The following is a 26,352-nucleotide window of genomic DNA, read 5'->3' as shown; positions in this document are numbered from 1 at the left end:
TTTAGACTGTTGATTTTTGATTTTAAATTTTTGATTTCAGATGCAAGATTTATCTAAAATCTTCATTTCAATTGCCCTATTGTCAGATTCAGTCGATTTTAGATGTTAAATTTTAGATGTTAAATTGACTCCACAGATGAATCTGGGTTCTTCAACTAGGCTCTAAAATTTTGAGATCTCCACTCCTGACGTAGGGGACTTGCATCTATTTTTTGGGCCCACTCGCCCTAAGTAGAAATAGCCGCTGCTTGTTGGATTTGCAGCAAACCTTTGTCTGCTAGCAACTCAGCTATTTGCACCGCATTTAAAGCAGCCCCTTTGCGAATTTGATCGCCGCTCAGCCACATCTCCAACCCGCAGGGGTGAGAAATATCTTGGCGAATCCTGCCGACTAGCACTTCATCCTTACCGCTGGCCTCGACGGGCATCGGGAAATAATTAGCTTGCCAGTCTTCTACCAGCTTAACGCCGATCGCCTCCTTTAAGATTTCCTTAGCGTCGATCGGGCTAAAAGGCTCTGCAAACTCCAGATTAATCGCCTCCGAATGGGCGCGGAGTACGGGAACCCGGACGCAAGTCGCACTAATTCTAATCTCGTCAGTACCAAAAATCTTCCGAGTTTCGTTGACCATTTTCATCTCTTCCTCACAATACCCTAAATCGTTAATTGGTGTATTGTGCGGAAACAAGTTAAAAGCCAAGGGGTAGGGAAAAATATCGGTTTTGGGAATTTCCCCTGCCAAAATTGCTCTGGCTTGATCTTTCATTTCCTCCATTGCCCTGGCGCCCGCGCCGCTGGCAGACTGGTAAGTCGCTACAACTATGCGCTTGACTGGTTTAACTTTGTGCAGCGGCCAAACGGCAACTGCCATCAAAATCGTGGTGCAGTTGGGATTAGCAATGATACCTCGGTGAGTTGCCGCAGCTTGGGGATTGACTTCGGGAACAACTAGAGGTACCGTCGCATCCATACGGAAAGCGCTGGAATTGTCGATTACCACGGCCCCGGCTGCCACTGCTTTCGGAGCCCACAGTTTAGAGATAGAACCGCCGGCGGAGGCGAGCACTAGATCTACATTATCGAACGATCGCTCCGATACAGCTTCGACCGGCAACATCTCGCCGCCAAAGGGCAAAGTTGTGCCTGCTGAACGTTCCGAAGCCAGCAGCTTCAAGTCTGAAATGGGAAAACTCCGGCTGTGCAGGAGTTCTAGTAACTCGGCACCGACTGCGCCGGTGGCTCCTAAAATGGCAACTCGATAGGATTGAGACAAATTAGTTTCCTCCACAAATTAGAGTCTAAACGATCGAAATCTAAAATTTAAATAACTGCAATACTGAATAAGCTTTTGTGCATCTGGAGAGGGGGAGAGGGGGAGAGGGGGAGAGGGGGAGAGAGAGGATTTTTGATCGGTTTAGGAAATATACAATTTCAATGCACAGTAGCCGATCGAACTAAATTAATTTTATGCGACATCAGGGCGCGAGCAGATGGCAAGGGTGCAAGTAACCGAGGTGGTCGATCGTACTCAATCTTAGTTTAGCATCTTTTGCCATCTGCTCGCGCCCAATCCACATCAAGTTGGTTTTGGGATACCTGCATTTGAGCAAACGCATCCATTCAATCCGATCGCCCGCTCATGCCGGTCGGATTGACATCCGAGGGCGATATATGCTATGGTGCATCGGCTATTAGCTCGACAGACGGAAATCCCCACAGTATAGTAATACTCCACTTACTGTGGGATGAAAGGCGAGCGAGATGACGATTCCACCCGCCTGCCAACAAGCGCAGGTCTTGGGAGTGGGCGGGTGAATCAGGAGACGAGCAAATAGAACCAAAACTTTCCCCAGTAAGGGTTTGAATGCTACGATTGTAGTTATTGGGCAGCCGAAAATGCTACCAATATACTGAACCTTGACAACTGAAGATAGGGGGTTTCGTAGGGAAGTGACACATTTAATTGTGGCGGCCTCCTGCGAGTAAAATTTTCAAGGCACGAAGGTGCTTGGAATTTCATTTTTGAAACCAAGAGTGGGGCGGGACGTGTTCCTCACTATAAAATGCCGTAGAGGGAAACAATTGGAGTACCTTGAAGGAAGATCTGGATATCCTTAACAGGACTCAGATGCCTACACCATAACGCTTGCAATTGGTGTAGGAGCGTCACTGGACTTAACCTCCACATTCCTAGCAGCAAAACCTAGTATCCTCAAACCAAAACTATTTGGCAAGAGCGAAAAAAGTAGCCGGAAACGACTTACAGTCTCATCCGGTAGAGGTGTTGGTAGTTATGTCGCTACAAGTCAAAGCGTACAAACTTAAAATGCAAGCAAAGTCAGATTTGTATGTATTTTATCAAAATTGTTAAATATCACAAAAGCCGATGAAAGTAACCCAGGAAAAACTTCCAGCCAGTCAAATTGGTTTGGAAATCGAAGTGCCATCAGAAAAATCAAAACAAGCTTACGAGCAGGTAATTAAACAATTCGCTCGCGAGGTCAATATTCCTGGGTTCCGCAAAGGCAAAGTTCCCCGCCAAGTTTTGCTACAGCGCCTGGGCCAGACTCGCTTGAAAGCTACAGCTTTGGAAAATTTGATTAATGATTCACTGCAAAAAGCTCTCGAACAAGAAAAAATTCCGGCAATTGGCAGTTTTGAACTCCGCACTGAGTTTGAAGAATTGCTAGGAAAGTTCGATCCAGAACAGCCTCTGACTTTTTCGGCTAAGGTTGATGTAGAACCCGAAGTAAAAATGGGTCAGTACACCGGCTTGCAGCTTCAAGCAGAAGAAGTTAAGTATGATGAGGCTCAGGTAGATGAGGTACTGGCAAAATATCGATCGGACAAAGCGACTTTAATCCCCGTAGAAGGCCGGCCAGCTCAATTGGGAGACATGGCTTTGGTTGATTTCGCAGGTAAATTTGCCGAAGCAGCCGAAGGTGAAACTCCCGCAGAAATTCCCGGCGGCGATGCCGAAGACTTTCAAGTAGAATTGTCGGAGAATCAGTTTGTACCGGGCTTTATTCAAGGCATGATCGGGATGAACCCCGGAGAAACTAGAGAAGTTTCCGTCCAGTTCCCTGATGAATATAGCAGTGAAGAATTGGCGGGAAAACCAGCAGTATTTACGATTACTCTGAAAGAACTGAAGGAAAAGGAATTGCCGGAGTTGGACGACGACTTTGCCCAAGAAGTTAGCGAGTTTGAAACTTTAGCACAACTGCGCGAATCCCTCGAAACTCGGTTTAAAACAGAGCAAGAAAACAAGTTATCAGTTAATAAGGAAAAAGCCATATCAGCAGCACTGGTTCAGCTCATAGATGTGGAAATTCCCGCAACAATGGTCGATCGCGAAATCGATTATTTGCTCAACCAACAAGCCATGCAGTTGAAAAATTATGGCATAGATATCAACCAACTGTTTACCGAAGAAAATATCGGGCCGATGCGGGAACGCTCTCGTCCGGAAGCAGTAGAAAGGCTCAAACAAACTCTAGCTCTGGCAGAAGTAGCCAAGCTGGAATCCTTATCTGTTGAACCAGCAGAAGTAGTAGCAGAAGTAGCAAAAGTCAGAAAGCAGTTTCCCAAAGGGAATTTTGACCCTGAAAAGTTGCGGGAATTTGTAGCAGAAGACTTGCTAAAACAAAAAACCCTGAAATGGTTGGAAGAAAAAGGGACAATTGAACTCCTACCTGAAGGCTCTTTGACTCCAGCAGCAGAGGAAGAAGCAGAAGAATCAGACGCCGAAGAGTCTGCTGAAGCAGTCACGAGCGCGATCGACGTGGAAGTGGTAGGCCAAGAGTAAAACCTTCTAGTTTTGCTTCTAGAAACTACCAGCGTAGGGTGCACAACGCGTAGATTTGTGCTAAAAAGCACGTCAAACGCAGTTATAGATTGTTGTTGGATGGTGTGGTCCAGATCCGGAGGTACTCAAATTCCCCCTTCTTAAGGGGGATTTAGCCTAGGGGGCAAACGAATATTTATCAACTCTTAAGCTTAAATTGATACGAATGCCTCGCACCTGATGCTTGCTATAACATGGCGCGCGGGGGCTAGAAACCCGGTTTCTTAGGGTCACGCAGTCAAACCAAGTTTTTGCAACAGAAACCGGGTTTCGGTTGGCGCATACTAAAAACAGCCACGATTGGTGAGTAACTCTTTTAACTCATTCACTCTACCAGCGTTACGCCGATCGCAGCCATCAATCTCGATCGCTCAAAACTCTCCATTCCCCCCATCTGGCTTCAGAAGAGGCATAATAGTTAAAAGCTGGCGGCTTAATTTCAAGCTTTCATCAGCAGCAAATTGTCTAGAATCCTTGACTGGTGTCTTATGGTGGTATCTCAATCTTCCAATTACCTAATTACAAGCTATAACGATTTTGATGTCAGCTCCAGCCCCAGCAATGTAGTGCCGATGGTACTAGAACAGTCGGGGATGGGCGAGCGGGCATTTGACATTTACTCGCGCTTGCTGCGGGAGCGCATTGTGTTTTTAGGAACTCCCGTAACTGACGAAGTGGCTGATTCGATCGTAGCTCAGCTATTGTATCTAGATGCCGAAGACCCAGAAAAAGATGTCCAAATGTACATCAATTCCCCCGGCGGCTCGGTAACGGCGGGTATGGCAATTTATGATACCATGCAGCAAATTCGCCCGGATGTGGTGACGATTTGTTACGGTTTGGCTGCAAGTATGGGCGCATTTCTGCTGACAGCGGGAGCCCACGGAAAGCGGATGTCTCTTCCGAGTTCCCGGATTATGATCCACCAGCCGCTCGGAGGCGCTCAAGGTCAAGCAGTAGATATTGAGATTCAAGCCAAAGAAATCCTTTATCATAAGCGTAAGCTGAATCAATTGTTAGCGCACCATACTGGTCAACCGATCGACAAATTAGAGGCAGATACAGAACGCGACTTTTTTATGTCAGCCGATGAAGCCAAAGATTACGGATTGGTCGATCGAGTTATCGCAAAAGAAAACCTTCCGGCTGCGGGAGAAAACGTCACTGCACTGAATTAAGAGGCTGTTATGTCTAAGTACGACTCCCATCTAAAATGTTCGTTTTGCGGCAAGTCTCAAGAGCAAGTGCGAAAGTTAATCGCAGGCCCCGGGGTTTATATCTGCGATGAATGCGTTGATTTGTGCAATGAAATTTTAGATGAGGAGTTGTTTGATTCGAGTGCTGTGCCCGCAGCAGCAGCGGTTCCGAAGCAGGAAACAACGCAAAAACGGCGCGCTACCTCGGGCAAAAGTATCTCGATGAGCCAAATTCCCAAGCCGAGGGAAATTAAAAATTATCTCGACGAAAATGCGATCGGTCAAGAGGAGGCGAAAAAAGTCCTCTCGGTGGCAGTTTACAACCACTACAAGCGCCTCAGTTTTATCCATGCCAAAAATAGCGGCAAGCACCCGCCGGAAGAAGTAGAACTGCAAAAATCGAATATTTTGTTAATCGGGCCGACGGGCTGCGGTAAAACTCTCCTCGCTCAGACTTTGGCTGATATGCTGGACGTGCCGTTTGCGGTAGCTGACGCGACGACGCTGACGGAAGCCGGCTATGTCGGAGAAGATGTGGAAAATATTTTGCTGCGGCTGCTGCAAGTGGCAGATATGGACGTGGAAGAGGCGCAGCGCGGAATTATTTATATTGATGAAATTGACAAAATTGCCCGCAAGAGCGAAAATCCTTCGATTACTCGGGATGTCTCTGGGGAAGGAGTGCAGCAGGCTTTGCTGAAAATGCTGGAGGGGACGATCGCCAATGTACCACCCCAAGGCGGCCGCAAGCACCCGTATCAAGATTGCATCCAAATTGATACCAGCAATATTATGTTTATTTGCGGTGGCGCTTTTGTCGGTTTGGAAAAAGTGATCGAGCAGAGAACGGGTAAAAAGTCAATGGGTTTTATTCAGCCGGGAGAAGCTCAGCCGAAGGAAAAGCGGGCCGCTGATGTGCTCAAGCAACTGGAACCGGACGATTTGGTAAAATATGGGATGATTCCAGAGTTTATCGGGCGGGTGCCGGTGGCGGCGGTGTTAGAGCCGCTGGATGAGGAAACGCTGATGGCGATTTTGACGGAGCCCCGCAATGCTTTGGTGAAGCAGTATCAAAAGCTGCTAAAAATGGATAATGTACAGTTGGAGTTTAAGACGGATGCGATTCGGGCGATCGCCCAAGAGGCATACCGCCGCAAAACAGGAGCGCGGGCACTGCGGGGAATTGTCGAAGAGTTGATGTTAGATGTGATGTACGAGTTGCCGTCGCGCAAGGATGTGACGCGGTGTACGATAACTAAGGAAATGGTTGAGAAGCGATCGACTGCCGAATTGTTGGTGCTTCCGTCTTCGTTGCCAAAACCAGAATCGGCTTAAAAGCATCGGTTTTCAGGATAGCAATTGTATCGTACAAAATTGTAAAATTCCTTCTCATCAAATTTTCGGACGGGCAAGATGCCCATTCCACAAGAAAAAAAAGTTTTTGTGGGATGGGCATCCTGCCCGTCTTATTTTCGGACGGGCAAGATGCCCATTCCACAAGAAAAAAAAGTTTTTGTGGGATGGGCATCCTGCCCGTCTTATTTTCGGACGGGCAAGATGCCCGTTCCACAAGAAGAAAAAAAGTTTTTGTGGGATGGGCATTGTGGGATGGGCATCCTGCCCGTCTTATTTTTGGACGGGCAAGATGCCCGTTCCACAAGAAGAAAAAAAGTTTTTGTGGGATGGGCATCCTGCCCGTCCTAACTATTTTTGCAATAAATCTATGGAATCTCGCATTCAAGCATACCTGCGTTTTGCCGCCAGCCAGCAGCGCGACACCGAGCATATCGGCCCCTTCCTCGCTACATTCAGCCCCCACACCACCAACCCTTATCTGAATTATGCGATTCCCGAAGATGGCGCCACACCCTCCCTCGCCGATGTTAACGCACTAATTGCTGCGTACTCTGACCGCGATCGACAGCCACGTTTGGAGTATGTCACGAAACTCGCGCCCGCTGTCGAAGAAGCCCTGATATCCGCTGGTTTCACCGTTGAGGGACGCTTACCGCTGATGATTTGCACTCCGGGATCGGAGAAATTGCTGCCGATTCCGCCGGAAATCGAGCTAATTCTGCCAGTTTCCGATGACGAACTTTTGGGTACTGTGGCGGCGCAAAACGAGGCTTATGGAGAGGCTGCACCCAGCCCTGAAGATGTTGACAGTCTTCGGAAAACTCTGGCGGCGGGTGGGATTGCGGTACTCGCCCGCGTCGCAGCAACGGGCGAACCTGCGGGCGCTGGAATCTGCACGCCACCGCAAAACCAGACGACGGAAATCGCGGGAATTGGTGTGCCGGCTGCTTTTCGGCGGCGGGGTATTGCAGGGGCTTTGACGGCGCGGTTGTTGCGAGAGGCTTTTGACGCGGGTGTTACGGTGGCTTTTTTGATGACGCTACACGAGCAGGAATTTCGAGTTTACACTAGGGCGGGATTTTCGGCGATCGGCTCCGAGGGCTGCGCCAACGACGAAATTCTCCACATTTCCCTCCCGCCCCAGTAAAACACCTGTCAAATAGGTTTGTAGTGAGGACTTTAGTCCGCATCTAAATTAGGGCTTGCTGAATAAAAGTAGAAAGTTTTCCAGATAACGGCTTCAATCTTTTGAAACTCTCACAAGTGCAAGTTATAGGATTATAGATTCTCAAAACCCTTGCACTGTCCTTGTTCGTTGATGGCTAAATTTGGGAAATTTAGCCAGAAACCTACTATTTGTTAATCTGTGTAGCCTCGTTTTTCCAGTACGTACACTTTTTCAGCAAGCCCTAAATTGGCCGACTAAAGTCCTCACTACAAACATCTTGATTGAACTCCCAAAATCAATCGATTACCAATCGATTAAATCATCCTCATCAACATCAGAAGATAACTCAGGAAAATCCGGTTCAGATTCCAATCTAAAAGTTTCCGACTCCCAAATCTCTAAATCATCCGACAAATCGACTACTTGCCCGTCAAACATATCAGCCCATTGCTTGCTCGTATTCGCGACAGCTTGAGCATCAGCCCGTACCGCTACAGCCTGAGCATTTAACTCATTCTGAGAGTCTGTAGAAGTGTTGATCTGCCGCAACGGTTCAGAAACATTTGGCACATTAGCAGCAGTATTTTCGTTCGCCCAAGAGTGTTTTTGCTCTTCTCCTCCGTCCCCCAAAAAATTACCTGCCATCTCAGAATTACCCGGGTGCTCCACCTGTTGATTCTCATCGATCGCAGCAGGAGAATTCCGAGGAGTTTCGGCAACACGTTCGTTATAATTTGGCAAATCTTGGGTGCGGGAACTATTAGTTGCAGCGGGATTTGTTAAAACTACTTTTACTGCTACTCGACTGTTAAACACTTGCAAAAAAGCTTCTTCAATATTAGGTACTTTGTCTTTAACCATATTCAGCAACGGCTGCGAACTAATCTTAACATAAGCCGTATCATTGCTAAACATTACTAGCTGTCCGTGTTGCCGGAGTAGCGATTGAGTCCCGTGGGGCCGCACGCGATCGAGTACCTGTTGCCACACTTTATCTAAATCAATTTCGCTACCTAAATTAGTTGGTGAATAATTGGTTTGACTCGTTTCAGCAGTTGGTATCGCTTCGGGAATCGGGGCAGGAGGTGTGCTTTGTGTGCGATCGACAATAGGTTGCGAAGTCGGTGGCGGATTTTGAGGTTTGGCTGCGGGAGGCTGTTCGATATTAGCTGTGGAACTCCCCCCCAAAGCTTGGGGGGGTTCGGGGGGGTGAATTTGGGATTGAGCAATATTTCTACCTGGTTGGGCTGCTGGTTGTGGCTGAGTTCTAATGGCTGAAGGCAACAATCCCAACAGCGTTACTTCCAGCCACAATCGCGGCTGAGTGGTGTTTTTAATTTGTACTTCGTGGGTTTGCAAGTGTTTCTGACTTGCCAGAATTAACTCGGCGTCCCAATTGCGGGCAAAATCGCAGAGTTTTTCCCAAGTTGCGGCGGTTAAAGCTACTAAATTTGACCGTTGTGGTGCTGCTTTGGCTATTAGCAAATCTCGGTAAAAGCTGGCGAGGCTTTGCAGCACGATTAGTGGTTCCCGTCCGCGATCCATGAGGTGCCGGGTCATGTCTATTAATGCTGTAGCGTTATCGTTTGCGATCGCCTGTAGTAGTTCCATCAAGTCATTTTCTGGGACGGCGCCGACTAAATCCCAAACTTTTTCGATGGTTATTTGACCGGGAAATAAGCTGAGTTGGTCGAGCAAACTTTCTGCATCTCGCAGTCCTCCTTGGGCGAGTTGAGCAACCATTTGTACGGCATCGCTGGCAATATTGATATTTTCTAATTGGGCAATCTTGTGTAAATGAGAGGTCATTGAGTCGAGGGGAATCCGGCGGAAGTCGAATTTTTGGCACCGAGAAATGATGGTTGGTAATACTCTTTGGGGGTCGGTTGTGGCGAGGACGAATACGACGCGATCGGGCGGTTCTTCTAAGGTTTTTAATAGGGCATTAAATGCCTGGGTACTGAGCATATGAACTTCGTCGATTACATATACTTTATAGCGGCATTGTACGGGGGCAAATTGCGCTCGTTCGATCAAATCGCGGATGTTGTCTACTCCGGTGTTACTGGCGGCGTCGATTTCGATGACATCTAGTGTGGAACCTCGGGCAATTTCTTGACAAACGTTGCATTTGCCGCAGGGTGTCGGGGTAGGGGCGCCGGTAGAAATACAGTTGAGGGATTTGGCAAAAATTCTGGCACTAGAGGTTTTACCGGTGCCTCTGGGGCCGGTGAATAGATATGCTGGTGCTATGCGCTGTTGCAGGATGGCGCTGGTGAGAGTTTGGGCGATCGCCTCTTGACCGACTAATTCGGCAAATGTCTGAGGGCGATACTTGTGATGCAGGGGTTCGTAGGTCACGATCGAATATTTGTGGTATTAGCTGTAATCTTAGCTAAGGACACGTTGTTCGATCGCGCGATAGCTCTATTCTCACAGCCAGCCTCCCGGTGGGCTGGCAGGGCGGGAGCGATCGAACAGTAGTAATTAGCACCCGATAGGAGAGTCCGCTTCTCGATCGGTTGTTCTCCAGAAGTGTTTTTGGCGATCGCTGGAGAGAGTTAGTATTGATTTATGTGTACTTATTTTTCTTTTTCTAGAAACGGAGGCTGCGGAACATTTTTTTTTTGATCTATATTGGTATAATCTATCACAGACAATTCACCATTTCTTTTTGCCGGTGCCAGCGCGGGATTTTCCGATATTTCGGAAACCTGCTTGCAGTTAAAGATAAAGTATTAATTAGAGGGTGCCTGTTCGAGTTGTAGAAATCCAGTTATAGCAAGATGGTGGTGGAATGATGTCAATGTTGGTCGATCGAGTTACACTGCCAGCTCTACTCTGGAATCCTGTATAAATATAGCGTCAAAATTTACCCTTTAAAAGCCCATGTCAACCCAAATCATCCTTGTAGAACCAAGGTTGGCAGTAGCCTCTCCCAAACCTAAACAGGCTAAACCAGGATCTCCGTCCCCCGACCAAATCTTGATGGGAGCGTCGGGATTACTGTTATTATTGCTGCTCGGTTTAGCGGTATTTACCAAGCTAAGACTAGATGATTTGAGTAAGAAGCTCAAATTTGAAGAGTTTAGAAATAGAGAACTCCAGAAAAAATACAAAATGGCTCTGGAAACCATATCAAAGATGGAAAAAAACCCCGACCTCATTCACTCGCGAGACTTTAATTTAGACTACCTGAGAATGCGGATGGCGGAAGAAGTCTTTCACTTTGCCATTGTCAACCAGATTAAAGTAAAAGTCAAAGACAAAATTAGTATTGCCCTGCGCCCGACTCAGAGTGCAGTAGGAGATAAAAACGGGACTGCTGGCAGCGGCAGGCAAGTAGATTCGATGTTTGATATCGAATACGAAACTGGCGATCCAGCCGTAAAAATAGAAAGGCGAGTGCTGTTTCGGATTCAAATTAAGCTGATGAAACTGCCGACTCAGGCAACATCGGCGACAATTAATCAAATTATTGATTGTTTGGAAACTTATCTGAGTCCTTCAGATGACCATGATAGTTGGCAGCCGACTATTCAAGGTCGCATCGTTCACATTGAATGGGATCAAAAAGCGAAGCCGACGCCGATGTTGGTGTTGGAACAGTCGAATGAAGGGGTGAATGTTACCTTTAGGACTACGAGAACGCCTGCCGGCAGACCGGCTAATGAAAATGAGAGCCAGTTGGCAGGAGCCAAGGGTCAAAAAAATGCTAAAAGTAGTTCTAAAAGTGCAGCTAAAGGTGGAACAAAAAGCCCTGCGAAGGTAGGAGCAAAACGTCCCGGATCTCGGAAATAAGTTGAGCAAAATCACAATAATTGTGCTGAAAGAAGGTCAGTTGCAGCGGGTGTTTGTGTGTCTTGTGCGAGGTGACCGTCTTCTATAGCATTTCTCAGGTACATGAGGTATAGCTTGAGATTTTAGATTGGGCGATTGAGGGGATTGTTAATGAATTGTTGAATATCTCACTTACAATCTTTCGCGCTATATTGGAATAATGCGATCGGCTATGTCTAAAATACGGTTGTCGTGGGTGACGAGTAAAATAGTGCAGGGCTGTTCTTTTGCCAAACCTCCCTAAATATCGATCGCCAAACTCGAATTAAGGTTAACAAAGTTGTTTTACCAGACGCAGAATGCTAATTCATTAACACAACTTCGCCGTAATAAATTGCGGCGTTGCTGAATTAATGAATGACTGAGTGAGGAAGCGGAACATCCTGAAATTTTAGAGCATCTCCGTCTTTGAGAGAGCGGGGAGTTGCCAACCAGGTAGGAACAATTGTAAACAGATTTTAGCTATTTAGGGTAATCAAACAGCACCTCGGTCATGTAATGTTCTGCCCAATCTTGACCGAAAGCTTTTTCGAGTACGCGCCTGGTTTTGTCGTTTTGCTGCTGCTGGGTGCAGTAGTAAATTTGAGCGTCGAGAATTTTTGCTTCTTCGGCTACAGAAACTGGTTCCGAAGCGACTGCGAGTTTGCAGTGAATTTCGACGTAGGATTCAACTATGTCTAGAAATCGGCTTTCTTCTTCCTGTGAATCGGGGCGCACAAACAGGCAAAACTCTGAGAAAATATCGCCCCATTCGGGAATTTGGCGGGGACAAGAAAACTGGTTGACGGGCAAAGTTTGCAGTCGAGTGCGGTAGGTTTCCGACAAAGTTCGATCGGGATTGAGGGGAGAAAGGTCTGCGATCGCGGCGCTAATTTGACCTTTGCCTGCTACGATGTCTGTGCCGAACATCGGCAAAGCATAATTCGGTCTGGGAAACATCACGCAGTGGAGGATATCCAGCAGTGGCCCAACTTTAGCCAGTTCCAGGTGTATTTTGCGGAATTGGGGAGTTTGATAGCAGCGATTTTCTATGATCAGTTTTTCTCCTTCCAGCCGCCCTTCCACGTATCCCAACTCAGCGGGGAGGTGGTAGGGTTCGAGGTCGAGGTATCGACGCCATACTGATTCTATCCGATCGGCTAATTCGCGGATAAGGTAGTGCTGTTGGTCGCGCAGGGAAGGCTTGGATGTTTCTAACATTCTTATTTATCGGGCGATCGCTTAATAAAACTTCATTCTACGGTTGCAGGATGCAGTAAACAAGGTAGATACTTTTAAGGATATCAGCAGTTCGACGTGCGATCGAGTAAGTTTTACAAAAAAATCTGCCCTCTTATTGAAAGCCCTGTGACATTAGTCTAGGTATTCACAGTGGCACAGGGCAATAAATTGCCATAAAAACCCGAGTAATGAGTAAGATTTCCGGAAACTCTCCGCTAAAATAAATGCACTAGCGGTAATTCGCAGGGAAAAAGCAAAGTAGGTAAGCGCGGAGATTTTGTATGTTTGGTCTGGGATTGCCCGAATTGGGCATTGTTGCGGTAGTCGCTATTCTAATTTTTGGCCCCAAGAAAATTCCTGAGTTGGGAAATGCTTTGGGCAAAACGCTGCGGAGTTTTAAGGAAGGGGTCGGTCAAGCTGATGATGAATCTACCCAGAAGGACAAGGACAAAGAGGAAGAGCAAACCCTAGGAAAGTAATTTGCTGAACTTCCTGCAAATAGAAGCAGCAACGCTCTGTCATCGTATATGTAGAGAATGTTTCATTGGGCAGTGTCCATATTTCCAAATAATAAGGCGCTGGCAATGAGCTCGATAGCCTTCAAAAATACCCAGATTTGGACTGTATTTATAGCTAATTTTTGTTGTAGTTTTTTGCAGATAGTTCGTCAGTTTTTGGCAATTTTTCCCTATTTTTGGGCGAGCCTTCGATAATATTTGGGGGTATTTTTTGAGGCTTGTATTTCTGATTGTCGGTTGCCTAACTGTTTGTTTGAAGAGATATACTGAAATTTCCCTAGCTTGATTTTCGGCTTTTTTAGGGAAACTGGCAGTTGTATTTTTTACCATTACTCAAAGCTGGCAAACGTCGATATTCCTAAGGATCGCGAATTAAATAATTTACACTCTTGAAAGTGGGATGGGCCAGAAGAACCCGTCTTTTCTGGACGGGCGGGACGCCCATCCCACAAGAACAATAAAAAATGTAAGTTATTTAATTCTCATTCCTAAGTCTATACCTGTAGGTTTTCTAACGCCACGGCACAAGGGAGGGAGTTTTAGTTCTAGTCTGATGGCGTATACGAGTGCGTGGGTTCGATGTCAAGGTATGATTACATTTGAGATTTTACCGTTGTTAGCACAGGAATGGTGGCGATCGCCCTTGCGATCGTCCCCGATGAGAGCCTCCGCAATGTCCGTGCGATCGCCAAATGTGAATTAAACCGCTATCTAGTAATGTCTCTGGGAAACATAAGGAGCAATTGAGAGCGACTCGCAGCACAGTCCGCTTGGAGGGTGGCTGGCCCGAATCAAGTCCTGATTCTGGCATCTATTCTGGTAAATGCCTCTTGCGAGGGATGCCGCCGGCCCGAAAATCTGCACTTAGATAAATAGCGTACAAGATAGATTTAGTGGTAAAATGAAATATGGTAACCCCCATAGGTGCCAAAGTTTCGGAAAACGTCAAACTGGCCAGTCCATAGGGCTGTGCCTTCCGATGTAAAACTCAAAGTACGTTACTGTAAACAGGCCATATTTTAAGCAAGTTACACTGCGCAGGAGAACTGACAAATGCTACAGCGCAAAATCTATCAACTCTGTTGTGATGGTCGTGAGGTTTCTATTTTTCTTCGAGATCAGCAACGTTGGATAGAGCGCGCTCGTATCCTAGATATTGAAGGGGATCTAGTCACGCTGCGCTACGAAACCGACGAAGAAGACGAAATTAGCTCCTGGGAAGAAATGGTGCGTCTAGAAAGTATTGGAGCTGTGTCCCAGAAGTTGGCTTCGGTGTCGAGAACTAACTGCGAACCCCTAGTTACTGACGATTGTCCCGAAGCCGAGCAAATTCGCAATCACTACCCGGACTCGAATTTAGAATAGTTTTGATCCTTAGCTTGAGTCACAAAAAATAGTTGGGGGAAAAGAAAACGACTTTTCTCCCTTTTTTGTCGAGGAATGGGGCAAAACTCGGGTTTTGCCGAAAAATCTGCTGGATTGTCACCAAATAAGCTATTTAGGATGGAAATTTGAGTTCGATCGCCAGTTTTCGCCTCTGAGCCACCAGAGCAGTCACAGACGCAGAACCGACGAACAACAAATACTGCGATCGCCTCATCAGAAAGCGCGCTAAGCTGTCGATCGCAATGACAACAATAGGTTTATTCCGCATCTAATTCCTCATCTATGAAAAATTCAGACTCCGGTATCGCTTCAAACACCGGACAGAAACCGTCGGGAGTGACTTTAAAGCCAAACAAAGCACTGGACTGGTTCCAACAGCGCTGGCCGCGGTAGTGCTGGCAATTGCCACAGCATTCGAGGTTTGCCTGAACGGCGTTGCCTTGAAATAGCAGTTCCCGCTGGGAGATGCCGCGCAGTACCAGTTCTTCGCCTTGCCAGCGCGCTTCTACTAAACCTGTATCGGCAAAATTTGCCCACCGAGGATCGGCTGTAATCGGACTCGGCAAGCTAATTGCTACCTCTGTCCCCAATTCGCTGAGTTCTCCCTCATAGTTAGTTTCGGGGATAGCGGGCTGCAAAAACATTTCCCCGATCGGCAATTCGACAACAGTCCCTACCGCCGGAGTGTGCAACTGGTAGCGGTTTCGCAGCTCGTCCAAGTTAGCCAAGTCAGCCAAATATGCAGGGGAACCGTGCACTAAAATTACGTGCTGCGGACGCAAATTGTGGATGAGCTGGGTAGTTCCCGGCCCGTCGCAGTGTTCGGCTAGCAGATAAGTTTCAATGAGCCGAACTCCTGATTCCTGCCAGTTGGCAAACCATTCCCTGACGGGATATCCGGGTTTTTGAGGTGCGAGTAAAATCCAAGGATTTGTGCGATCGGCAACGTACAAACCCAAATCGGAAATTTGGTCAGTAATTACAATACACGGGGTTTTCCCCAATTCGGAGCGCTGTTCGGCAGACAACCGGCGCACGCGAGGTTTCACCCTTTCGTCCCAAAACAAAGGTTGGTGGAGAGCAAAGTTTTGAACGGCGGTGGGAAAATGGGGCAGCAGTTCCAGATAAGCGTCGCACCCGTCGGCGACAGTGCCGTCTACCCAAATATCCAAGTCGCGCCCGGTGAAGTAGTGGTGGCTGCGGAGCAGCATCAGCAGTTCTTGACCCAAACCGAGGGCGGGTGCGGGTAGCAGTACCGAGCATCCGTCGGCGATCGCGCGGTGGATGCGATCGGCTAACTGATTTTCCAGTTGTCGGCGGTGAGGGTGGCGCGCTGTGCCGTAACTACCTTCCAAAATTAACACGTCGGGCTTCATGCCCCGGAGTTGTCCCAGCGGCAAACCTTCCACCAAACGACAATTCGATAGAAAAAAGTCGCCGGTGTAAACCAGGGTGTAGGTGCGATGGGGGGCTTCATAGGTCAAGAGTACAGTCGCCGCTCCGGGCAAATGGCCCGACGGGAACAACTGCACGCTCAGTCCTCGGCGTAGTTCGATCGGCGACTGCCAGGGTAGAGCCTCACAGAAATGCGACTCTGGCTGCTGAGACTGGGCCGGCCAGTTAAGCGGTAGCAGTCGCGCTGTGACTTCGCTGGCGTAAATTGGCAACAGGGGGAAAGCCTGGTGGAGTGCGAGCAAACCTCTGGCATGATCGGAGTGGGCGTGGGTGCACACTACGAAATCGACTGGGGGCGATCGATCTACTGTCGCTGACAGGGGTGCGACATCCTCTATACCGCAGTCGAGTAAAATGCGGTACGGCCCCATTCGCACTAGCAGACAGACCCCTTCCTGGGCGTGGCCTGCGCCGTAAGGTAAACAATCGAGATCCATCACTGCCGTTAGCTCCCTGTACAAGCGCGCAACTTGCTGTATCGCAACATCTAACTAAATGTTGGCTGCGACTGCATTCATTCGATCGAATCGAGTTGAGTCTTGGACGCAAAAACCAGGTTTGATGGAGGAAAAGACTGTGTTTCTGTCCTCGTTGCCGGTCAAAAAACCGTCGCTCAAAGTTCTGGTGCGTCAGCTTTGGACTTAAATTTTTCCTCTATACCTGCGGTTCCCGTCGTGCAAGCAAAGTAATTGCACTTGAAATTTGATGCGATCGACGAGGAAAGCGATTTTCAGAAGGCACGGCCAGAAATTGGCCTGTGACCTTCAACAAGGTTAATGCTAGTGGTTCTTGCATCAAAAGTTACATTAGTTACATTGTTATTGCACCTTGTCAGAGCAGCGAATTCCATCTCATAAGCTGAGTTTTAAATTTTTTTTCATAATTTTGCCTGCTAGAAGCTCGTCTTTTTTATGAGAAGATTTTAATTCAGCAACCCTAAGATGTTGACAAAACATTACAAATCTTCATCTTTCGGGTGTTGGGGGCGGTGTAGAGTCGAATAATCCAAAGTTAGAGAACCGGACTCATGCTGACGAAGTGCTTTTGTCACGAAGATAGCGGCTTTATGAGTGCGATCGGTTTATTTGTAAAAGTTTGATACATTTTTCTAAGCAAACCTTGTGCCGATCGAGGAGACACATCTTGCAGTGTCGGGCGCTTTTCTTGAGCCAACTTTTGAATCTTCAGCCTGACTCGCCCCATTTCTGAGCCCTCAATCTTCCAAAATCTCAACTAAATCTTCCATTGTCACGTCGAAAGCGCGGGCGATTTTGTAGACAGCAGAAATATCGGCCGTGTTCAAAGCATCGCGCTGAACGTAGCTTCTAACAGTGTTGTAATTCACTCCCGATCGATCGGCAACTTGCTTTAGCGTCCAACCCTTTTGCTCAGCTAGTTCTCGAATCCGCAGCCTCACGTATCCCATTAGCGCGCCCTTACTATTCCAAAATCTCGACTAAATCTTCCATCGTCACGTCTAAGGCGCGAGCAATTTTGTAGACAGCAGACAAATCGACTGTGTTCAAAGCATCGCGCCTCCCGTAGCTTTTTACCGTGTTGTAATTGACTCCGGATCGATCGGCAACTTCTTTGAACGTCCAACCTCTTTGCTCAGCTAGTTCTCGAATCCGCAGTCTCACGTAGCCCATTTTTTTGCTTGACTTCGGTGCATATATACCGGATAATATCTATGTACACTGAAAACGATCGCCCACCTAGCGTCGAAAACTTGAGGGCGATCGCTTTTCTACCCAACCCCGCAAACGCGGGGCACGATTTTCCTATGATACCAACATCAAAGCCCAAATTAAACTCTCATCCCTGCTGTATTGTGCGGCAATTGCCAAATATGCAGCGATTGGTTGTGGCGCGCTTCCACCGCCGCGGCGATGCTGACGGCTATATTCAGATATTACGGCGGTTGTTACCTGCGACTAAACACGCGATCGTCTTTGATACGACTGGGGCTGAGAAATTGCCGGAAGTGCGATCGATCTGAGATGTTGCACCATTGTGAAGAACGGGCAAGATGCCCGTTCCACAAAAGATAAATTTTCTTGTGGAACAGGCATCTTGCCTGTTTCTAAACAAGTAATTAAGAATGGTGTAAGATATCAGATGGCTCCTTCTGCAAATTCAATTAGCAACTTATAAGCTACAATATTCCAAGAGTATCTACGAGCTTTAATTACTATGAATACTCAATTAATGGTAAAACCTTCCTCCTTGATGCCCCAAGGCCTCAAAATGGTAGAGTTTGGGAACATTTACTTATTCAGATTTACCGACGATCTTCAATCTCGCATGGAAGAACTGCTAGAGAGAAAAAAACTAGATTTACTAACTGCCGATGAAGTTCCAGAATTAGCTGGCATCATCGAACTATCCCGAATTTTTACCTTGATTAACGCCCAACTTTCTACCCAAGCCAAATGGTGTCCGATCGCACTCCACAACTTATACGACAACGAGCTAAATACCTCTGCGAATACTGTCACTCTCCAGAATACCTAAGCCCCGATCGCTTTACCATAGATCATCTCATGCCCAAATCTCTCGGCGGATCTGATGACAGTGAAAATTTAGCATTAGCTTGCCGTCGTTGCAACGAACGCCACTACAATTTCACCAAGGGAATTGACCAGGAAACTCAGCAAGAATTTTTCTTATTTAATCCTCGTCATCAGCAATGATCAGAACATTTCATCTGGACAGCAGATGGTCTAAATATTGTCAGTAAAACTTCAGTAGATCGAGCAACTTGCAATCGGCTTGACCTTAATGACGAACGTTATGATGAAATGAAGAGGATTCGATTCGGCGATCGCGCAGGTTTTGGGTATAGCGGTTCTCAGAAAGATCAGGTACGTTGTTGGGCTTGGGCCCTCTTGGTTTCAGTGGTTATATAACCTGTCAGTCATACCTCACCTTTTTGAGAAAGGCTATAGAAGGTGGTTGGCATCCACCTGCGGAAGATCCTCGTCAATTAGAATAAGCAAAATCTCTCAATTCAACTTGACTTCTGCTATGTTATGTGCCATGAATAAGGTATCTAAAAATGAATTTCATAATTAAACTGCTTGATGTCGTTGCATTACTAGAAGACTTACCCGAACATGGCTTATATCGAGGTCAAGTGGGAACAGTAGTTGATGAATACGATGCAGAATTTGTTGAAGTTGAGTGGGAGCATCTCATTTTTGTAAAAAGCATTTTTTTCTTATAGTGCTGTCCCCGCTCGCGTATCCTATAATACGCGAGCGGGGACGCTCGCACTATTAAATGCAAAACTGAGATGCTCCCAGTTGAGTTTAGCGATTTGCAAGGTTGTACCTACGCACGAGAAGCTCTTAAAAAATCGCAGTTAATGATTTTGCATCACAGTCCGCTTGCAGAAACCCAATGGTTAAAAAGTCAGCCCTTATTACAAAAACCAGTTTTAAATCGATAATAATCCCCGTGCAGCTAATAATTAGCCGTTACCAACTAACAAAATAAGCATTTTTTATATTGACTGTTTGCGGTTTACTTATTATAATTACCAGGTCAAAAATAATAAAAATCTTACGCCTAACAGTTTTTCTCAAATAACAGGTAAAATATTCTAAGTTTGCGCGTACCGAACGCCGCAGGCTCAAACTATTATCTGTTAAGGATTCGTCCTAATTCTTAGGAGCGGGATTTTAAAATATGCATCTCAGCGAACTGACTCATCCAAACCAATTACACGGCCTGTCGATTCATCAACTCGAACAAATTGCCCGACAAATTCGAGAAAAGCATTTAGAAACAGTAGCCGCTAGCGGCGGACACCTTGGCCCAGGATTGGGTGTAGTGGAACTCACCTTAGCACTCTACCAAACACTCGACCTCGATCGCGACAAAGTTACCTGGGATGTCGGCCACCAAGCTTATCCACACAAGTTGATCACCGGTCGCTACAACAATTTTCACACCCTGCGCCAAAAAGACGGCGTTGCAGGCTATCTCAAGCGCTGCGAGAGCAAATTTGACCACTTCGGCGCCGGTCACGCTTCCACGAGCATCTCCGCAGCCTTAGGGATGGCGATGGCGCGCGACCTCAAGGGCGAAAACTTTAAAACTGTAGCAGTCATTGGCGACGGTGCGCTGACAGGGGGTATGGCACTCGAAGCGATCAACCACGCAGGCCATATGCCGAAAACTAATGTGATGGTAGTGCTCAACGACAACGAGATGTCAATCTCGCCCAATGTCGGCGCAATTACCCGCTATTTGAACAAAATGCGACTCTCGCAGCCGGTGCAATTTCTCAAAGATAACTTGGAGGAACAATTCAAGCAAATTCCGTTTGTTGGCGAAACATTTACACCAGAAATGGAACGCCTTAAAGAAGGCATGAAACGGTTAGCCGTGTCCAAAGTTGGAGCCGTAATTGAAGAATTAGGCTTTACCTACATGGGCCCGGTAGATGGACACAATTTGGAAGAGTTAATTGCTACTTTCAAACAAGGTCATACCATCCAAGGGCCGGTGTTAGTTCACGTTGTGACGGTGAAGGGCAAAGGATATGCGATCGCCGAAAAAGACCAAGTAGGATATCACGCCCAAAACCCATTTAATTTAGCGACTGGCAAGGGCATTCCTTCGACTAAGCCCAAGCCTCCAGCTTACTCGAAAGTCTTTGCTCACGCCCTGGTTAAGCTAGCAGAAAATAATCCAAAAATTGTTGGGATTACTGCGGCAATGGCAACGGGAACTTGTCTAGACAAACTTCAGGAAAAACTCCCGAAACAGTACATTGATGTCGGTATTGCCGAACAGCACGCTGTCACATTGTCGGCTGGTTTAGCCTGCGAAGGAATGCGCCCGGTTGTAGTAATTTACTCGACCTTTTTGCAGCGGGGATATGACCAAATAGTTCACGATGTCTGCATCCAAAACTTGCCAGTGTTCTTCTGTTTGGATCGCGCTGGGATTGTCGGCGCCGACGGCCCCACGCACCAGGGAATGTACGATATTTCCTTCTTGCGCTGTCTGCCAAATATGACAATTATGGCGCCAAAAGACGAGGCAGAATTGCAGCGGATGGTAGTCACTGGCATCAACCACACGACAGGCCCGATCGCGATGCGTTACCCGCGTGGTAACGGTTACGGCGTGCCTCTGATGGAAGAAGGTTGGGAAGAATTGCCGATCGGCAAAGCGGAAATCCTTCGCAACGGCGATGACGTGCTAATCTTAGGTTACGGTTCAATGGTGTATCCGGCAATGCAAACCGCCGAGATGTTGAGCGAACATGGCATTGAAGCAACTGTGATTAATGCGCGTTTTGTCAAGCCTTTAGACACCGAATTAATCTTACCTTTGGCACAGCGAATCGGCAAAGTTGTCACGATGGAAGAAGGCTGTTTAATGGGTGGCTTTGGTTCAGCAGTAGCCGAAGCTTTGATGGATAACAATATCCTGGTTCCATTAATGCGCTTGGGTGTACCTGATACATTGGTGGATCATGCTACGCCTGAGCAATCCTTTGCAACTTTGGGATTGAATCCGTCGCAAATGTGCGATCGCATTTTAGCAACATTTAGCCGCCAAAAGTCACCAGTTAGCGTCTAATTAGCTAGAATTGTAGGGTGGGCACTGCCCACCTTACTTCAGCTTTACTGCACAAAAGGAGAATCAACAATGACTAACGTGAAGCCTAATCGTACAGTACGGCGCGGAAGGTTATTCCCCGAAATTCAGTGGTCAGAAGAAAAGAAAGCGCAGTGGCGCGCTGAAAGAGAAGCATTTTATCAGCGCTGCAAACCAACATTCGATCGCCTAAAACCAGAATTGATTAAAACCCACTACAACTGGTATATGGCAGTTGAACCCGACAGCGGGGACTATTTTATCGACAAGGATGATATGGTGGCCACCAAAATGTGCCGCCAGAAACACCCAAATGCTATCCCGTTCATGTTCCGCATCAACCCTACAGGGGTTTGTGGCACGATATGATTCAAGGCACATTTGGTAATGAGGATGAGCTATTTTTTGAAATTGAATTGATTGCTGATAACGGCTTAGAATTACCTGTTGATGCTCTGCTAGATACAGGTTTCTCGGGCTGGCTAGCAATGGATATTCAGGATTTAGAGGGACTTGATTGGATTTATATTAGACGACAAAAAATGCGAACAGCTAAGGGAGAATTTAATTTCGACCTTTATGCAGGAAAAATCAGAATTGACAATCAAGAATTCGATATTCCTGTTCACGTAGGTGACGGAGTACCGGAAATTTTAATCGGCCGGCAATGGCTGAAAAATCGGCGCTTGGTAGTTGATATTTCGGCGGGTGTTTTGACATTAGAAGCGAATTAATAGCAAGATGACTTTAAAAAATTTTGATATAGTAATAGTAGGAGCCGGCCCAGCAGGAGGCCACTGTGCAAGAATTCTAGCCAAATCCGGCCGCAATGTCTTGCTTGCAGAACAAAACGACAATTTTAATAAAAATGACTTTTCCAGCGCCGCCACACCTTTAGAAACCCTCTCTCAATTCGATTTACCCGAATCAGTTATCGGCAGTTTTTGGCACAAACTGACTATTGAAACTAGCAAAGTTAGTCAAACTTGGGAATCTCCCGAAAGTTTGGGAGTTGTACTCAACTTTGCAAAATTTAGAGCATTTTTAGCCGACGAAGTTGAGCGATTTGGCGGTGAAGTTTGGCTGGGTTGTCGCTACACCGGACATTCGCAAGCCAACGGCGAAACTACAGTAGAATTTAAACAGTTATCTGACGGGCAACTTATCAAAGTTAGCACGAAAGTCTTGGTTGATGCTACTGGCTTTTCGCGGGCAATTATGTACGACAAAGAAAACGATAAGCCTAATTTTTTGTCGGGAACCGGAATCGAATATTTAATTGAAGTTGAACCGGAAGTTTACAATAAATATGCCAATGATTTAATCTTCTTTTTGGGTGATAAATGGATGCCGAAGGGTTATTCTTGGATATTTCCTATGGAACAAAATAGACTGAAAGTTGGTGCGGGACGCATTTTTTTAGATGCCAAAACGGTTAAGCATTTGTCACCGATTAAACAGTATATTGATTTGCTGATTGATGAATATCTGAAGTCTAAAAGTTATAAAATTATTGACAAACACGGTTCGACGCTGAAATACAGTCGCGGTTTGCAGGATATTTATTGGAAGGATAACATAATTGCGATCGGCGATACTGTCTCGACAGTAAATTTTCTGGGCGGTGAGGGTATCAGACACGGAATGGATGGTGCCGAAATCGCTGGGAAATACATTGAAAAATATTTGGATGGGAAAATGTCAGATTTTCGGGATTATGAGACGGAAATGCACCGCAAGTTTGATCGCAAATGGAATATTTCGGAAAGGTTGGCGGTGAGAAAGTATATTGATGATGTGAATGATGAATTGACAGATAAAATGATTTCTTATTTGAAGTACATGAAAACTAAAGATGTGATGGATATTTTATTTGATTATAAGTTTGAGAAGATTTCCAGAGGATTTGGCGGTTATTTGCGACGTAAATTTCAGGGATTGATGCAGCAATTTCACTTGTAGGGTGCGTCAGTTGAAAGATTTTTGATTGAGTTGAAAATATCTGGCTGACGCACCTTGTTGCAGCAATTTCCCTTGTAGGGTGCGTCAGTTGAAAGATTTTTGATTGAGTTGAAAATATCTGGCTGACACACCTTGTTGCAGCAATTTCACTTGTAGGGTACGTCAGTTGAAAGATTTTTGTTGAGTTGAAAATATCTGGCTGACGCACCTTGTTGCAGCAATTTCACTTGTAGGGTGCGTCAGTTGAAATGTTTTTGATTGTCTTAAAAATCTCTGGCTGACGCACCCTACAAATATACACATCTACGAACCAATTCCCAGAAATTTTCTGCTGTTACTTGAAGGCGGGGTAGCGACATTAAAGAATCGTGAAAATTGCTCGTACTCCATCTATATGATACACCGAAACTATACCCACTTGCTCCGATTAAATGCGCTACAATTTCATCGACATTCCCGTAGGGATAGGCAAAAACTCTCACAGATTTCCCTAATCCCCGTTCCAAAGTTGCGCGGGATTTCGCCGCTTCGCGCACAATTTCGGTGGGGGACAATGAAGTCAGAGGCTGATAGGTGGCAGACATGGAACCAAATTCAATCCCTGCATCCCGCAATTGTCTAATTTCCGGCCATTCCATTAACTGTACTTGTTCAAATTCGGCTTTTTCCCAACTATTTGTCTTTCCTATTGACTCGGCTACTAGAAAAACAGTGGCTGTAAAGTCAAAGCGTTTTAGCAAAGGGAAAGCGTAGGTTAAAAAGTCGAGATAGCCACCGTCAAAAGTTATTAATACAGCTTTACCTGGTAAAGGAGTTTTAGTTAGTTTTGCATTTTGCCAATCTTCCCAAGTAGCACTGTAATAACCATTTTCTTTCAGATACTGCAACTGTTGTTCAAAAACCTGCGGAGTAATTGCATTTAAACCATCGGGAGAAATGCGACGGTAGGCGAGAATCGAGAGTTTTTCTGTAATGCTATCATTGTCAAATATTTGAGTTTTCACTGAGTGAGAAACTTCTCGGTAAGGCGATTTTTGCCAAATGATTTCTGGTGCGTAAAATACTTGCTTTGGTAACTCGTTTTCTCTGGGAATTTGGATTATCACTTCCCCTGCGATTGCTGCTGATTTCGCTAATTCGCGCAGCGCCTGGGCTGGGAGTGCGGCGCGGCGGCTGATACTGGTTCCTGTTGCACCACATCGCCTGCCGAACATCACCGCATCTTGGGGGTAAATGCCCCTAGAACCCTTTGCATTCAACCAGTCGGGCAGATTCGACCTTTGTTGTGCAGTAGAGGTTAAGCGCGATCGCAACGATTGCTTATTATCTAACGGTTTTCCCAACAAAGCTTCTCGCACGGTGGCGACGCACAACTCAAAACCGATATTTCGAGTAATTGTCGATCGCACTTTTTGAGCAGAAACAAAATTATTTTCCACGGCAACGGTTACAATAGCGATCGCCACACCGCCTACTGTCACCAGCACGTCAATTTCAGCAAGCTCAACTTTTATATTAGTCAATTCTTCGCTAACTTCCACAGCAATCAAGTCTCCATCGAGAGTGATTGTGACTGCTTCATCGACGGTTTCGGGATTGTAAAAATTAGCCTCAACCCAATTAGGACGATTCCAGATTTCTTGTAAAAATAGCGTCCATTCCAGTTGGGGAGTTTCTGGATTGTCTTGAAAGAAGCGTGAAAGTATTGGCCAAGCAAACTGGGCTGCGATCGCATCTGCCAACACCGTACCCGTCACAATCCCGTCACAGACTGGCAATTCAATAAGGGACTTGCGTAGAAATAAGAGCCCAGCCATGCTATTGTATTGTCGAAGGAGCAGCCAAAGGATTGGTATAGTATTAAGCTCCAAATCCCTAACTTCGAGTTCAACACCTGCTAACTTGATTGTACAGCAAACGCGATTGAATATTTGTGGAACCTTAATATCCGAAATTAATTCGCTCACCTCCACCGTAACCTTGTAGGCAATTCTCGAATTTACCCACTCGATATGAGTTAGAATATTTTTAATTTCACTATCTTTAAAAACTCGATGATATTTGTGAACCTTAGTGCTTTGAATATCCCTGGCAATTCCTTGATGCCAAGGTAAATTCAAACTCAGCTTAGCTGCTTTTTCCTTATAATTAATCAGCATTCCAGCATCATACTCAATTCCAATAAAATTACAAATATCCTCTAGAACTAACTTTTTGTTTTCTACAAGATCTTCATATCTAACCAAGATATGATTAGATTTATCAAGATAGTTATGGCTAGTTAATACTGCATATTTCCATCCCTCGATACAGCGATCTAAATCCCAACCACCGCCCCACAATTCGTTAAAATCCCGAGTAGCCTCATACATAGAAGCTATGCAATCCATGCTGTTTCGCATAATATGTATGAATTTAGAATCCGGCAAAAAGCGCTCTATATCCTCAATAAAATATATGTGTTCCGGCGTTTTTTCCAACCAAATGCTTTTGTTCTGTTCCGCAGCCAAACCATCCAAAACTCCGACAAACCAACTAACTTTAGCTTCCACACTTTGATTGTCATCAAAACCTTGCAAAAGTTCAGGGCGATTAATCTCATCATTAAAAAAAGCTTCCATCCTGCTTGGCAACTTTGCCGCAAACTTCTCGTACAATAAATAGTGAAAAAACTTAGATTCAGGAAAAGAAATAACTTCAGGATGAGCCGCTAATAAACTCTGAAGAATTGTAGTACCGCTTCTTGGAGCTCCTACTAAAAATATTCGTTGCATTGTTGATTTTAT

27 protein-coding genes and 1 pseudogene are annotated in these 26,352 nt (G+C 46.0%); 17 read left to right on the top strand and 11 right to left on the bottom strand.

All coding sequences use genetic code 11. From position 1 onward, the window contains the following. Positions 1–227: 227 nt before the first annotated feature. Entirely contained in the window at positions 228–1,274 is a 1,047-nt protein-coding gene (locus JGK07_RS09640; RefSeq protein ID WP_293181021.1) for an aspartate-semialdehyde dehydrogenase, read from the bottom strand. Positions 1,275–2,387: 1,113 nt separating this feature from the next. Between JGK07_RS09640 and tig the strand changes: the two genes are divergently transcribed. The 5 genes from tig to JGK07_RS09615 all read left to right on the top strand — a co-directional run bounded on the left by tig (position 2,388) and on the right by JGK07_RS09615 (position 7,547). After that, on the top strand, positions 2,388–3,809 hold the full coding sequence (gene tig / locus JGK07_RS09635; protein WP_293191043.1) for a trigger factor: 1,422 nt from the start codon (positions 2,388–2,390) through the stop codon (positions 3,807–3,809). Positions 3,810–4,336: 527 nt separating this feature from the next. Next, entirely contained in the window at positions 4,337–5,026 is a 690-nt protein-coding gene (clpP, locus tag JGK07_RS09630; protein ID WP_293181015.1) for an ATP-dependent Clp endopeptidase proteolytic subunit ClpP, read from the top strand. A 9-nt stretch (positions 5,027–5,035) separates the two neighbouring features. Then, positions 5,036–6,379 carry an ATP-dependent protease ATP-binding subunit ClpX gene (gene clpX / locus JGK07_RS09625; protein WP_293155744.1) on the top strand — a complete coding sequence of 448 codons (1,344 nt, stop codon included), beginning with the start codon at positions 5,036–5,038 and terminating at the stop codon, positions 6,377–6,379. A gap of 78 nt (positions 6,380–6,457) precedes the next feature. Then, positions 6,458–6,748 (top strand): hypothetical protein, encoded by a 291-nt coding sequence (locus tag JGK07_RS09620; RefSeq protein ID WP_293290841.1) that lies wholly within the window; start codon positions 6,458–6,460, stop codon positions 6,746–6,748. Between the two features lie 19 nt (positions 6,749–6,767). After that, positions 6,768–7,547, top strand: coding sequence for a GNAT family N-acetyltransferase (locus JGK07_RS09615; protein ID WP_293191047.1), 780 nt, complete (start codon positions 6,768–6,770; stop codon positions 7,545–7,547). Between the two features lie 324 nt (positions 7,548–7,871). Here JGK07_RS09615 and JGK07_RS09610 read toward each other — a convergent pair whose 3' ends face one another. Beyond that, complete coding sequence (locus JGK07_RS09610; RefSeq protein WP_293181009.1) at positions 7,872–9,929, bottom strand: DNA polymerase III subunit gamma/tau; 2,058 nt, start codon at positions 9,927–9,929, stop codon at positions 7,872–7,874. Here JGK07_RS09610 and JGK07_RS09605 point away from each other — a divergent pair. After that, on the top strand, positions 9,909–10,052 hold the full coding sequence (locus JGK07_RS09605) for a hypothetical protein (protein ID WP_293181006.1): 144 nt from the start codon (positions 9,909–9,911) through the stop codon (positions 10,050–10,052). The genes JGK07_RS09610 and JGK07_RS09605 overlap by 21 nt on opposite strands. A gap of 405 nt (positions 10,053–10,457) precedes the next feature. Continuing rightward, positions 10,458–11,369, top strand: coding sequence for a hypothetical protein (locus JGK07_RS09600; protein WP_293181003.1), 912 nt, complete (start codon positions 10,458–10,460; stop codon positions 11,367–11,369). A 186-nt stretch (positions 11,370–11,555) separates the two neighbouring features. On the opposite strand, the pseudogene JGK07_RS09595 reads toward JGK07_RS09600, so the two are convergent. Together JGK07_RS09595 and JGK07_RS09590 are read right to left on the bottom strand one after the other, a co-directional pair. After that, a pseudogene (locus tag JGK07_RS09595) lies at positions 11,556–11,660 on the bottom strand (ABC transporter ATP-binding protein); the annotation flags it as partial. 210 nt (positions 11,661–11,870) lie between these two features. Continuing rightward, a complete protein-coding gene (locus JGK07_RS09590; RefSeq protein ID WP_293155731.1) occupies positions 11,871–12,608 on the bottom strand; it encodes a phycocyanobilin:ferredoxin oxidoreductase in 738 nt (245 codons plus the stop codon). A 302-nt stretch (positions 12,609–12,910) separates the two neighbouring features. Here JGK07_RS09590 and tatA point away from each other — a divergent pair, with 302 nt between their 5' ends. Then, positions 12,911–13,108: a twin-arginine translocase TatA/TatE family subunit gene (tatA, locus tag JGK07_RS09585; RefSeq protein ID WP_293181000.1), complete on the top strand. Its 198-nt coding sequence runs from the start codon at positions 12,911–12,913 to the stop codon at positions 13,106–13,108. A gap of 655 nt (positions 13,109–13,763) precedes the next feature. Here the strand turns inward: tatA and JGK07_RS09580 are convergent. Next, the gene (locus JGK07_RS09580) at positions 13,764–13,958 is read right to left on the bottom strand and encodes a hypothetical protein (RefSeq protein WP_293180997.1); all 195 of its coding nucleotides are present in this window, start codon (positions 13,956–13,958) and stop codon (positions 13,764–13,766) included. A 242-nt stretch (positions 13,959–14,200) separates the two neighbouring features. Between JGK07_RS09580 and JGK07_RS09575 the strand changes: the two genes are divergently transcribed. Beyond that, positions 14,201–14,512, top strand: a complete 312-nt coding sequence (locus JGK07_RS09575; RefSeq protein WP_265236321.1) for a DUF6679 family protein — start codon at positions 14,201–14,203, stop codon at positions 14,510–14,512. Positions 14,513–14,645: 133 nt separating this feature from the next. Here the strand turns inward: JGK07_RS09575 and JGK07_RS09570 are convergent, their stop codons facing one another. The 5 genes from JGK07_RS09570 to JGK07_RS09550 all read right to left on the bottom strand — a co-directional run bounded on the left by JGK07_RS09570 (position 14,646) and on the right by JGK07_RS09550 (position 17,637). Beyond that, complete coding sequence (locus JGK07_RS09570; protein WP_293180989.1) at positions 14,646–14,801, bottom strand: hypothetical protein; 156 nt, start codon at positions 14,799–14,801, stop codon at positions 14,646–14,648. Continuing rightward, entirely contained in the window at positions 14,791–16,425 is a 1,635-nt protein-coding gene (locus tag JGK07_RS09565) for an MBL fold metallo-hydrolase (RefSeq protein ID WP_293180986.1), read from the bottom strand. Before JGK07_RS09565 ends, JGK07_RS09570 begins: the two co-directional genes overlap by 11 nt. Before the next feature lie 610 nt (positions 16,426–17,035). Further along, complete coding sequence (locus tag JGK07_RS09560; RefSeq protein WP_293180983.1) at positions 17,036–17,191, bottom strand: hypothetical protein; 156 nt, start codon at positions 17,189–17,191, stop codon at positions 17,036–17,038. Between the two features lie 10 nt (positions 17,192–17,201). Continuing rightward, positions 17,202–17,414: a helix-turn-helix transcriptional regulator gene (locus JGK07_RS09555; RefSeq protein WP_293180980.1), complete on the bottom strand. Its 213-nt coding sequence runs from the start codon at positions 17,412–17,414 to the stop codon at positions 17,202–17,204. 13 nt (positions 17,415–17,427) lie between these two features. After that, positions 17,428–17,637, bottom strand: a complete 210-nt coding sequence (locus JGK07_RS09550; protein ID WP_293180977.1) for a helix-turn-helix transcriptional regulator — start codon at positions 17,635–17,637, stop codon at positions 17,428–17,430. 41 nt (positions 17,638–17,678) lie between these two features. On the opposite strand from JGK07_RS09550, the gene JGK07_RS09545 reads away from it, so the two are divergent. From JGK07_RS09545 to JGK07_RS09510, 8 genes are all read left to right on the top strand, one after another. Further along, a complete protein-coding gene (locus JGK07_RS09545; RefSeq protein WP_363319155.1) occupies positions 17,679–17,987 on the top strand; it encodes a hypothetical protein in 309 nt (102 codons plus the stop codon). A gap of 194 nt (positions 17,988–18,181) precedes the next feature. Next, complete coding sequence (locus JGK07_RS09540) at positions 18,182–18,502, top strand: hypothetical protein (protein ID WP_293180974.1); 321 nt, start codon at positions 18,182–18,184, stop codon at positions 18,500–18,502. A 29-nt stretch (positions 18,503–18,531) separates the two neighbouring features. After that, the gene (locus JGK07_RS09535; protein WP_293180971.1) at positions 18,532–18,681 is read left to right on the top strand and encodes an HNH endonuclease; all 150 of its coding nucleotides are present in this window, start codon (positions 18,532–18,534) and stop codon (positions 18,679–18,681) included. A gap of 365 nt (positions 18,682–19,046) precedes the next feature. Next, a complete protein-coding gene (locus JGK07_RS09530; RefSeq protein WP_293180968.1) occupies positions 19,047–19,214 on the top strand; it encodes a DUF4926 domain-containing protein in 168 nt (55 codons plus the stop codon). A 464-nt stretch (positions 19,215–19,678) separates the two neighbouring features. Further along, positions 19,679–21,586, top strand: a complete 1,908-nt coding sequence (gene dxs, locus JGK07_RS09525) for a 1-deoxy-D-xylulose-5-phosphate synthase (RefSeq protein ID WP_293206449.1) — start codon at positions 19,679–19,681, stop codon at positions 21,584–21,586. 69 nt (positions 21,587–21,655) lie between these two features. Then, entirely contained in the window at positions 21,656–21,973 is a 318-nt protein-coding gene (locus tag JGK07_RS09520; protein ID WP_293191057.1) for a hypothetical protein, read from the top strand. Continuing rightward, a complete protein-coding gene (locus tag JGK07_RS09515) occupies positions 21,970–22,338 on the top strand; it encodes an aspartyl protease (protein ID WP_293191059.1) in 369 nt (122 codons plus the stop codon). The genes JGK07_RS09520 and JGK07_RS09515 overlap by 4 nt, the downstream gene beginning before the upstream one ends. Positions 22,339–22,345: 7 nt before the next feature. Further along, positions 22,346–23,566 carry an NAD(P)/FAD-dependent oxidoreductase gene (locus JGK07_RS09510; RefSeq protein WP_293191061.1) on the top strand — a complete coding sequence of 407 codons (1,221 nt, stop codon included), beginning with the start codon at positions 22,346–22,348 and terminating at the stop codon, positions 23,564–23,566. A 287-nt stretch (positions 23,567–23,853) separates the two neighbouring features. On the opposite strand, the gene JGK07_RS09505 is transcribed toward JGK07_RS09510, so the two are convergent. Continuing rightward, complete coding sequence (locus JGK07_RS09505) at positions 23,854–26,340, bottom strand: sulfotransferase (protein WP_293191063.1); 2,487 nt, start codon at positions 26,338–26,340, stop codon at positions 23,854–23,856. Between the last annotated feature and the right edge of the window lie 12 nt (positions 26,341–26,352).

It is taken from the genome of Microcoleus sp. PH2017_24_DOB_U_A (assembly GCF_020738205.1).
Classification (GTDB): Bacteria; Cyanobacteriota; Cyanobacteriia; order Cyanobacteriales; family Microcoleaceae; genus Microcoleus.
Note: the sequence above shows the minus strand (reverse complement) of the source record. Positions and strands in the feature narration are given on the sequence as shown.

Excerpts from the sequence above, each read along its gene's own strand:
- tig (WP_293191043.1), top strand. The coding sequence starts at position 2,388 with ATGAAAGTAACCCAGGAAAAACTTCCAGCCAGTCAAATTGGTTTGGAA.
- clpP (WP_293181015.1), top strand. The coding sequence starts at position 4,337 with ATGGTGGTATCTCAATCTTCCAATTACCTAATTACAAGCTATAACGAT.
- clpX (WP_293155744.1), top strand. The coding sequence starts at position 5,036 with ATGTCTAAGTACGACTCCCATCTAAAATGTTCGTTTTGCGGCAAGTCT.
- JGK07_RS09620 (WP_293290841.1), top strand. The coding sequence starts at position 6,458 with ATGCCCATTCCACAAGAAAAAAAAGTTTTTGTGGGATGGGCATCCTGC.
- JGK07_RS09615 (WP_293191047.1), top strand. The coding sequence starts at position 6,768 with ATGGAATCTCGCATTCAAGCATACCTGCGTTTTGCCGCCAGCCAGCAG.
- JGK07_RS09605 (WP_293181006.1), top strand. The coding sequence starts at position 9,909 with ATGCAGGGGTTCGTAGGTCACGATCGAATATTTGTGGTATTAGCTGTA.
- JGK07_RS09600 (WP_293181003.1), top strand. The coding sequence starts at position 10,458 with ATGTCAACCCAAATCATCCTTGTAGAACCAAGGTTGGCAGTAGCCTCT.
- JGK07_RS09590 (WP_293155731.1), bottom strand. The coding sequence starts at position 12,608 with ATGTTAGAAACATCCAAGCCTTCCCTGCGCGACCAACAGCACTACCTT.
- tatA (WP_293181000.1), top strand. The coding sequence starts at position 12,911 with ATGTTTGGTCTGGGATTGCCCGAATTGGGCATTGTTGCGGTAGTCGCT.
- JGK07_RS09580 (WP_293180997.1), bottom strand. The coding sequence starts at position 13,958 with ATGCCAGAATCAGGACTTGATTCGGGCCAGCCACCCTCCAAGCGGACT.
- JGK07_RS09575 (WP_265236321.1), top strand. The coding sequence starts at position 14,201 with ATGCTACAGCGCAAAATCTATCAACTCTGTTGTGATGGTCGTGAGGTT.
- JGK07_RS09570 (WP_293180989.1), bottom strand. The coding sequence starts at position 14,801 with ATGCGGAATAAACCTATTGTTGTCATTGCGATCGACAGCTTAGCGCGC.
- JGK07_RS09565 (WP_293180986.1), bottom strand. The coding sequence starts at position 16,425 with ATGGATCTCGATTGTTTACCTTACGGCGCAGGCCACGCCCAGGAAGGG.
- JGK07_RS09560 (WP_293180983.1), bottom strand. The coding sequence starts at position 17,191 with ATGGGGCGAGTCAGGCTGAAGATTCAAAAGTTGGCTCAAGAAAAGCGC.
- JGK07_RS09555 (WP_293180980.1), bottom strand. The coding sequence starts at position 17,414 with ATGGGATACGTGAGGCTGCGGATTCGAGAACTAGCTGAGCAAAAGGGT.
- JGK07_RS09550 (WP_293180977.1), bottom strand. The coding sequence starts at position 17,637 with ATGGGCTACGTGAGACTGCGGATTCGAGAACTAGCTGAGCAAAGAGGT.
- JGK07_RS09545 (WP_363319155.1), top strand. The coding sequence starts at position 17,679 with ATGTACACTGAAAACGATCGCCCACCTAGCGTCGAAAACTTGAGGGCG.
- JGK07_RS09540 (WP_293180974.1), top strand. The coding sequence starts at position 18,182 with ATGAATACTCAATTAATGGTAAAACCTTCCTCCTTGATGCCCCAAGGC.
- JGK07_RS09535 (WP_293180971.1), top strand. The coding sequence starts at position 18,532 with ATGCCCAAATCTCTCGGCGGATCTGATGACAGTGAAAATTTAGCATTA.
- JGK07_RS09530 (WP_293180968.1), top strand. The coding sequence starts at position 19,047 with ATGAATTTCATAATTAAACTGCTTGATGTCGTTGCATTACTAGAAGAC.
- dxs (WP_293206449.1), top strand. The coding sequence starts at position 19,679 with ATGCATCTCAGCGAACTGACTCATCCAAACCAATTACACGGCCTGTCG.
- JGK07_RS09520 (WP_293191057.1), top strand. The coding sequence starts at position 21,656 with ATGACTAACGTGAAGCCTAATCGTACAGTACGGCGCGGAAGGTTATTC.
- JGK07_RS09515 (WP_293191059.1), top strand. The coding sequence starts at position 21,970 with ATGATTCAAGGCACATTTGGTAATGAGGATGAGCTATTTTTTGAAATT.
- JGK07_RS09510 (WP_293191061.1), top strand. The coding sequence starts at position 22,346 with ATGACTTTAAAAAATTTTGATATAGTAATAGTAGGAGCCGGCCCAGCA.
- JGK07_RS09505 (WP_293191063.1), bottom strand. The coding sequence starts at position 26,340 with ATGCAACGAATATTTTTAGTAGGAGCTCCAAGAAGCGGTACTACAATT.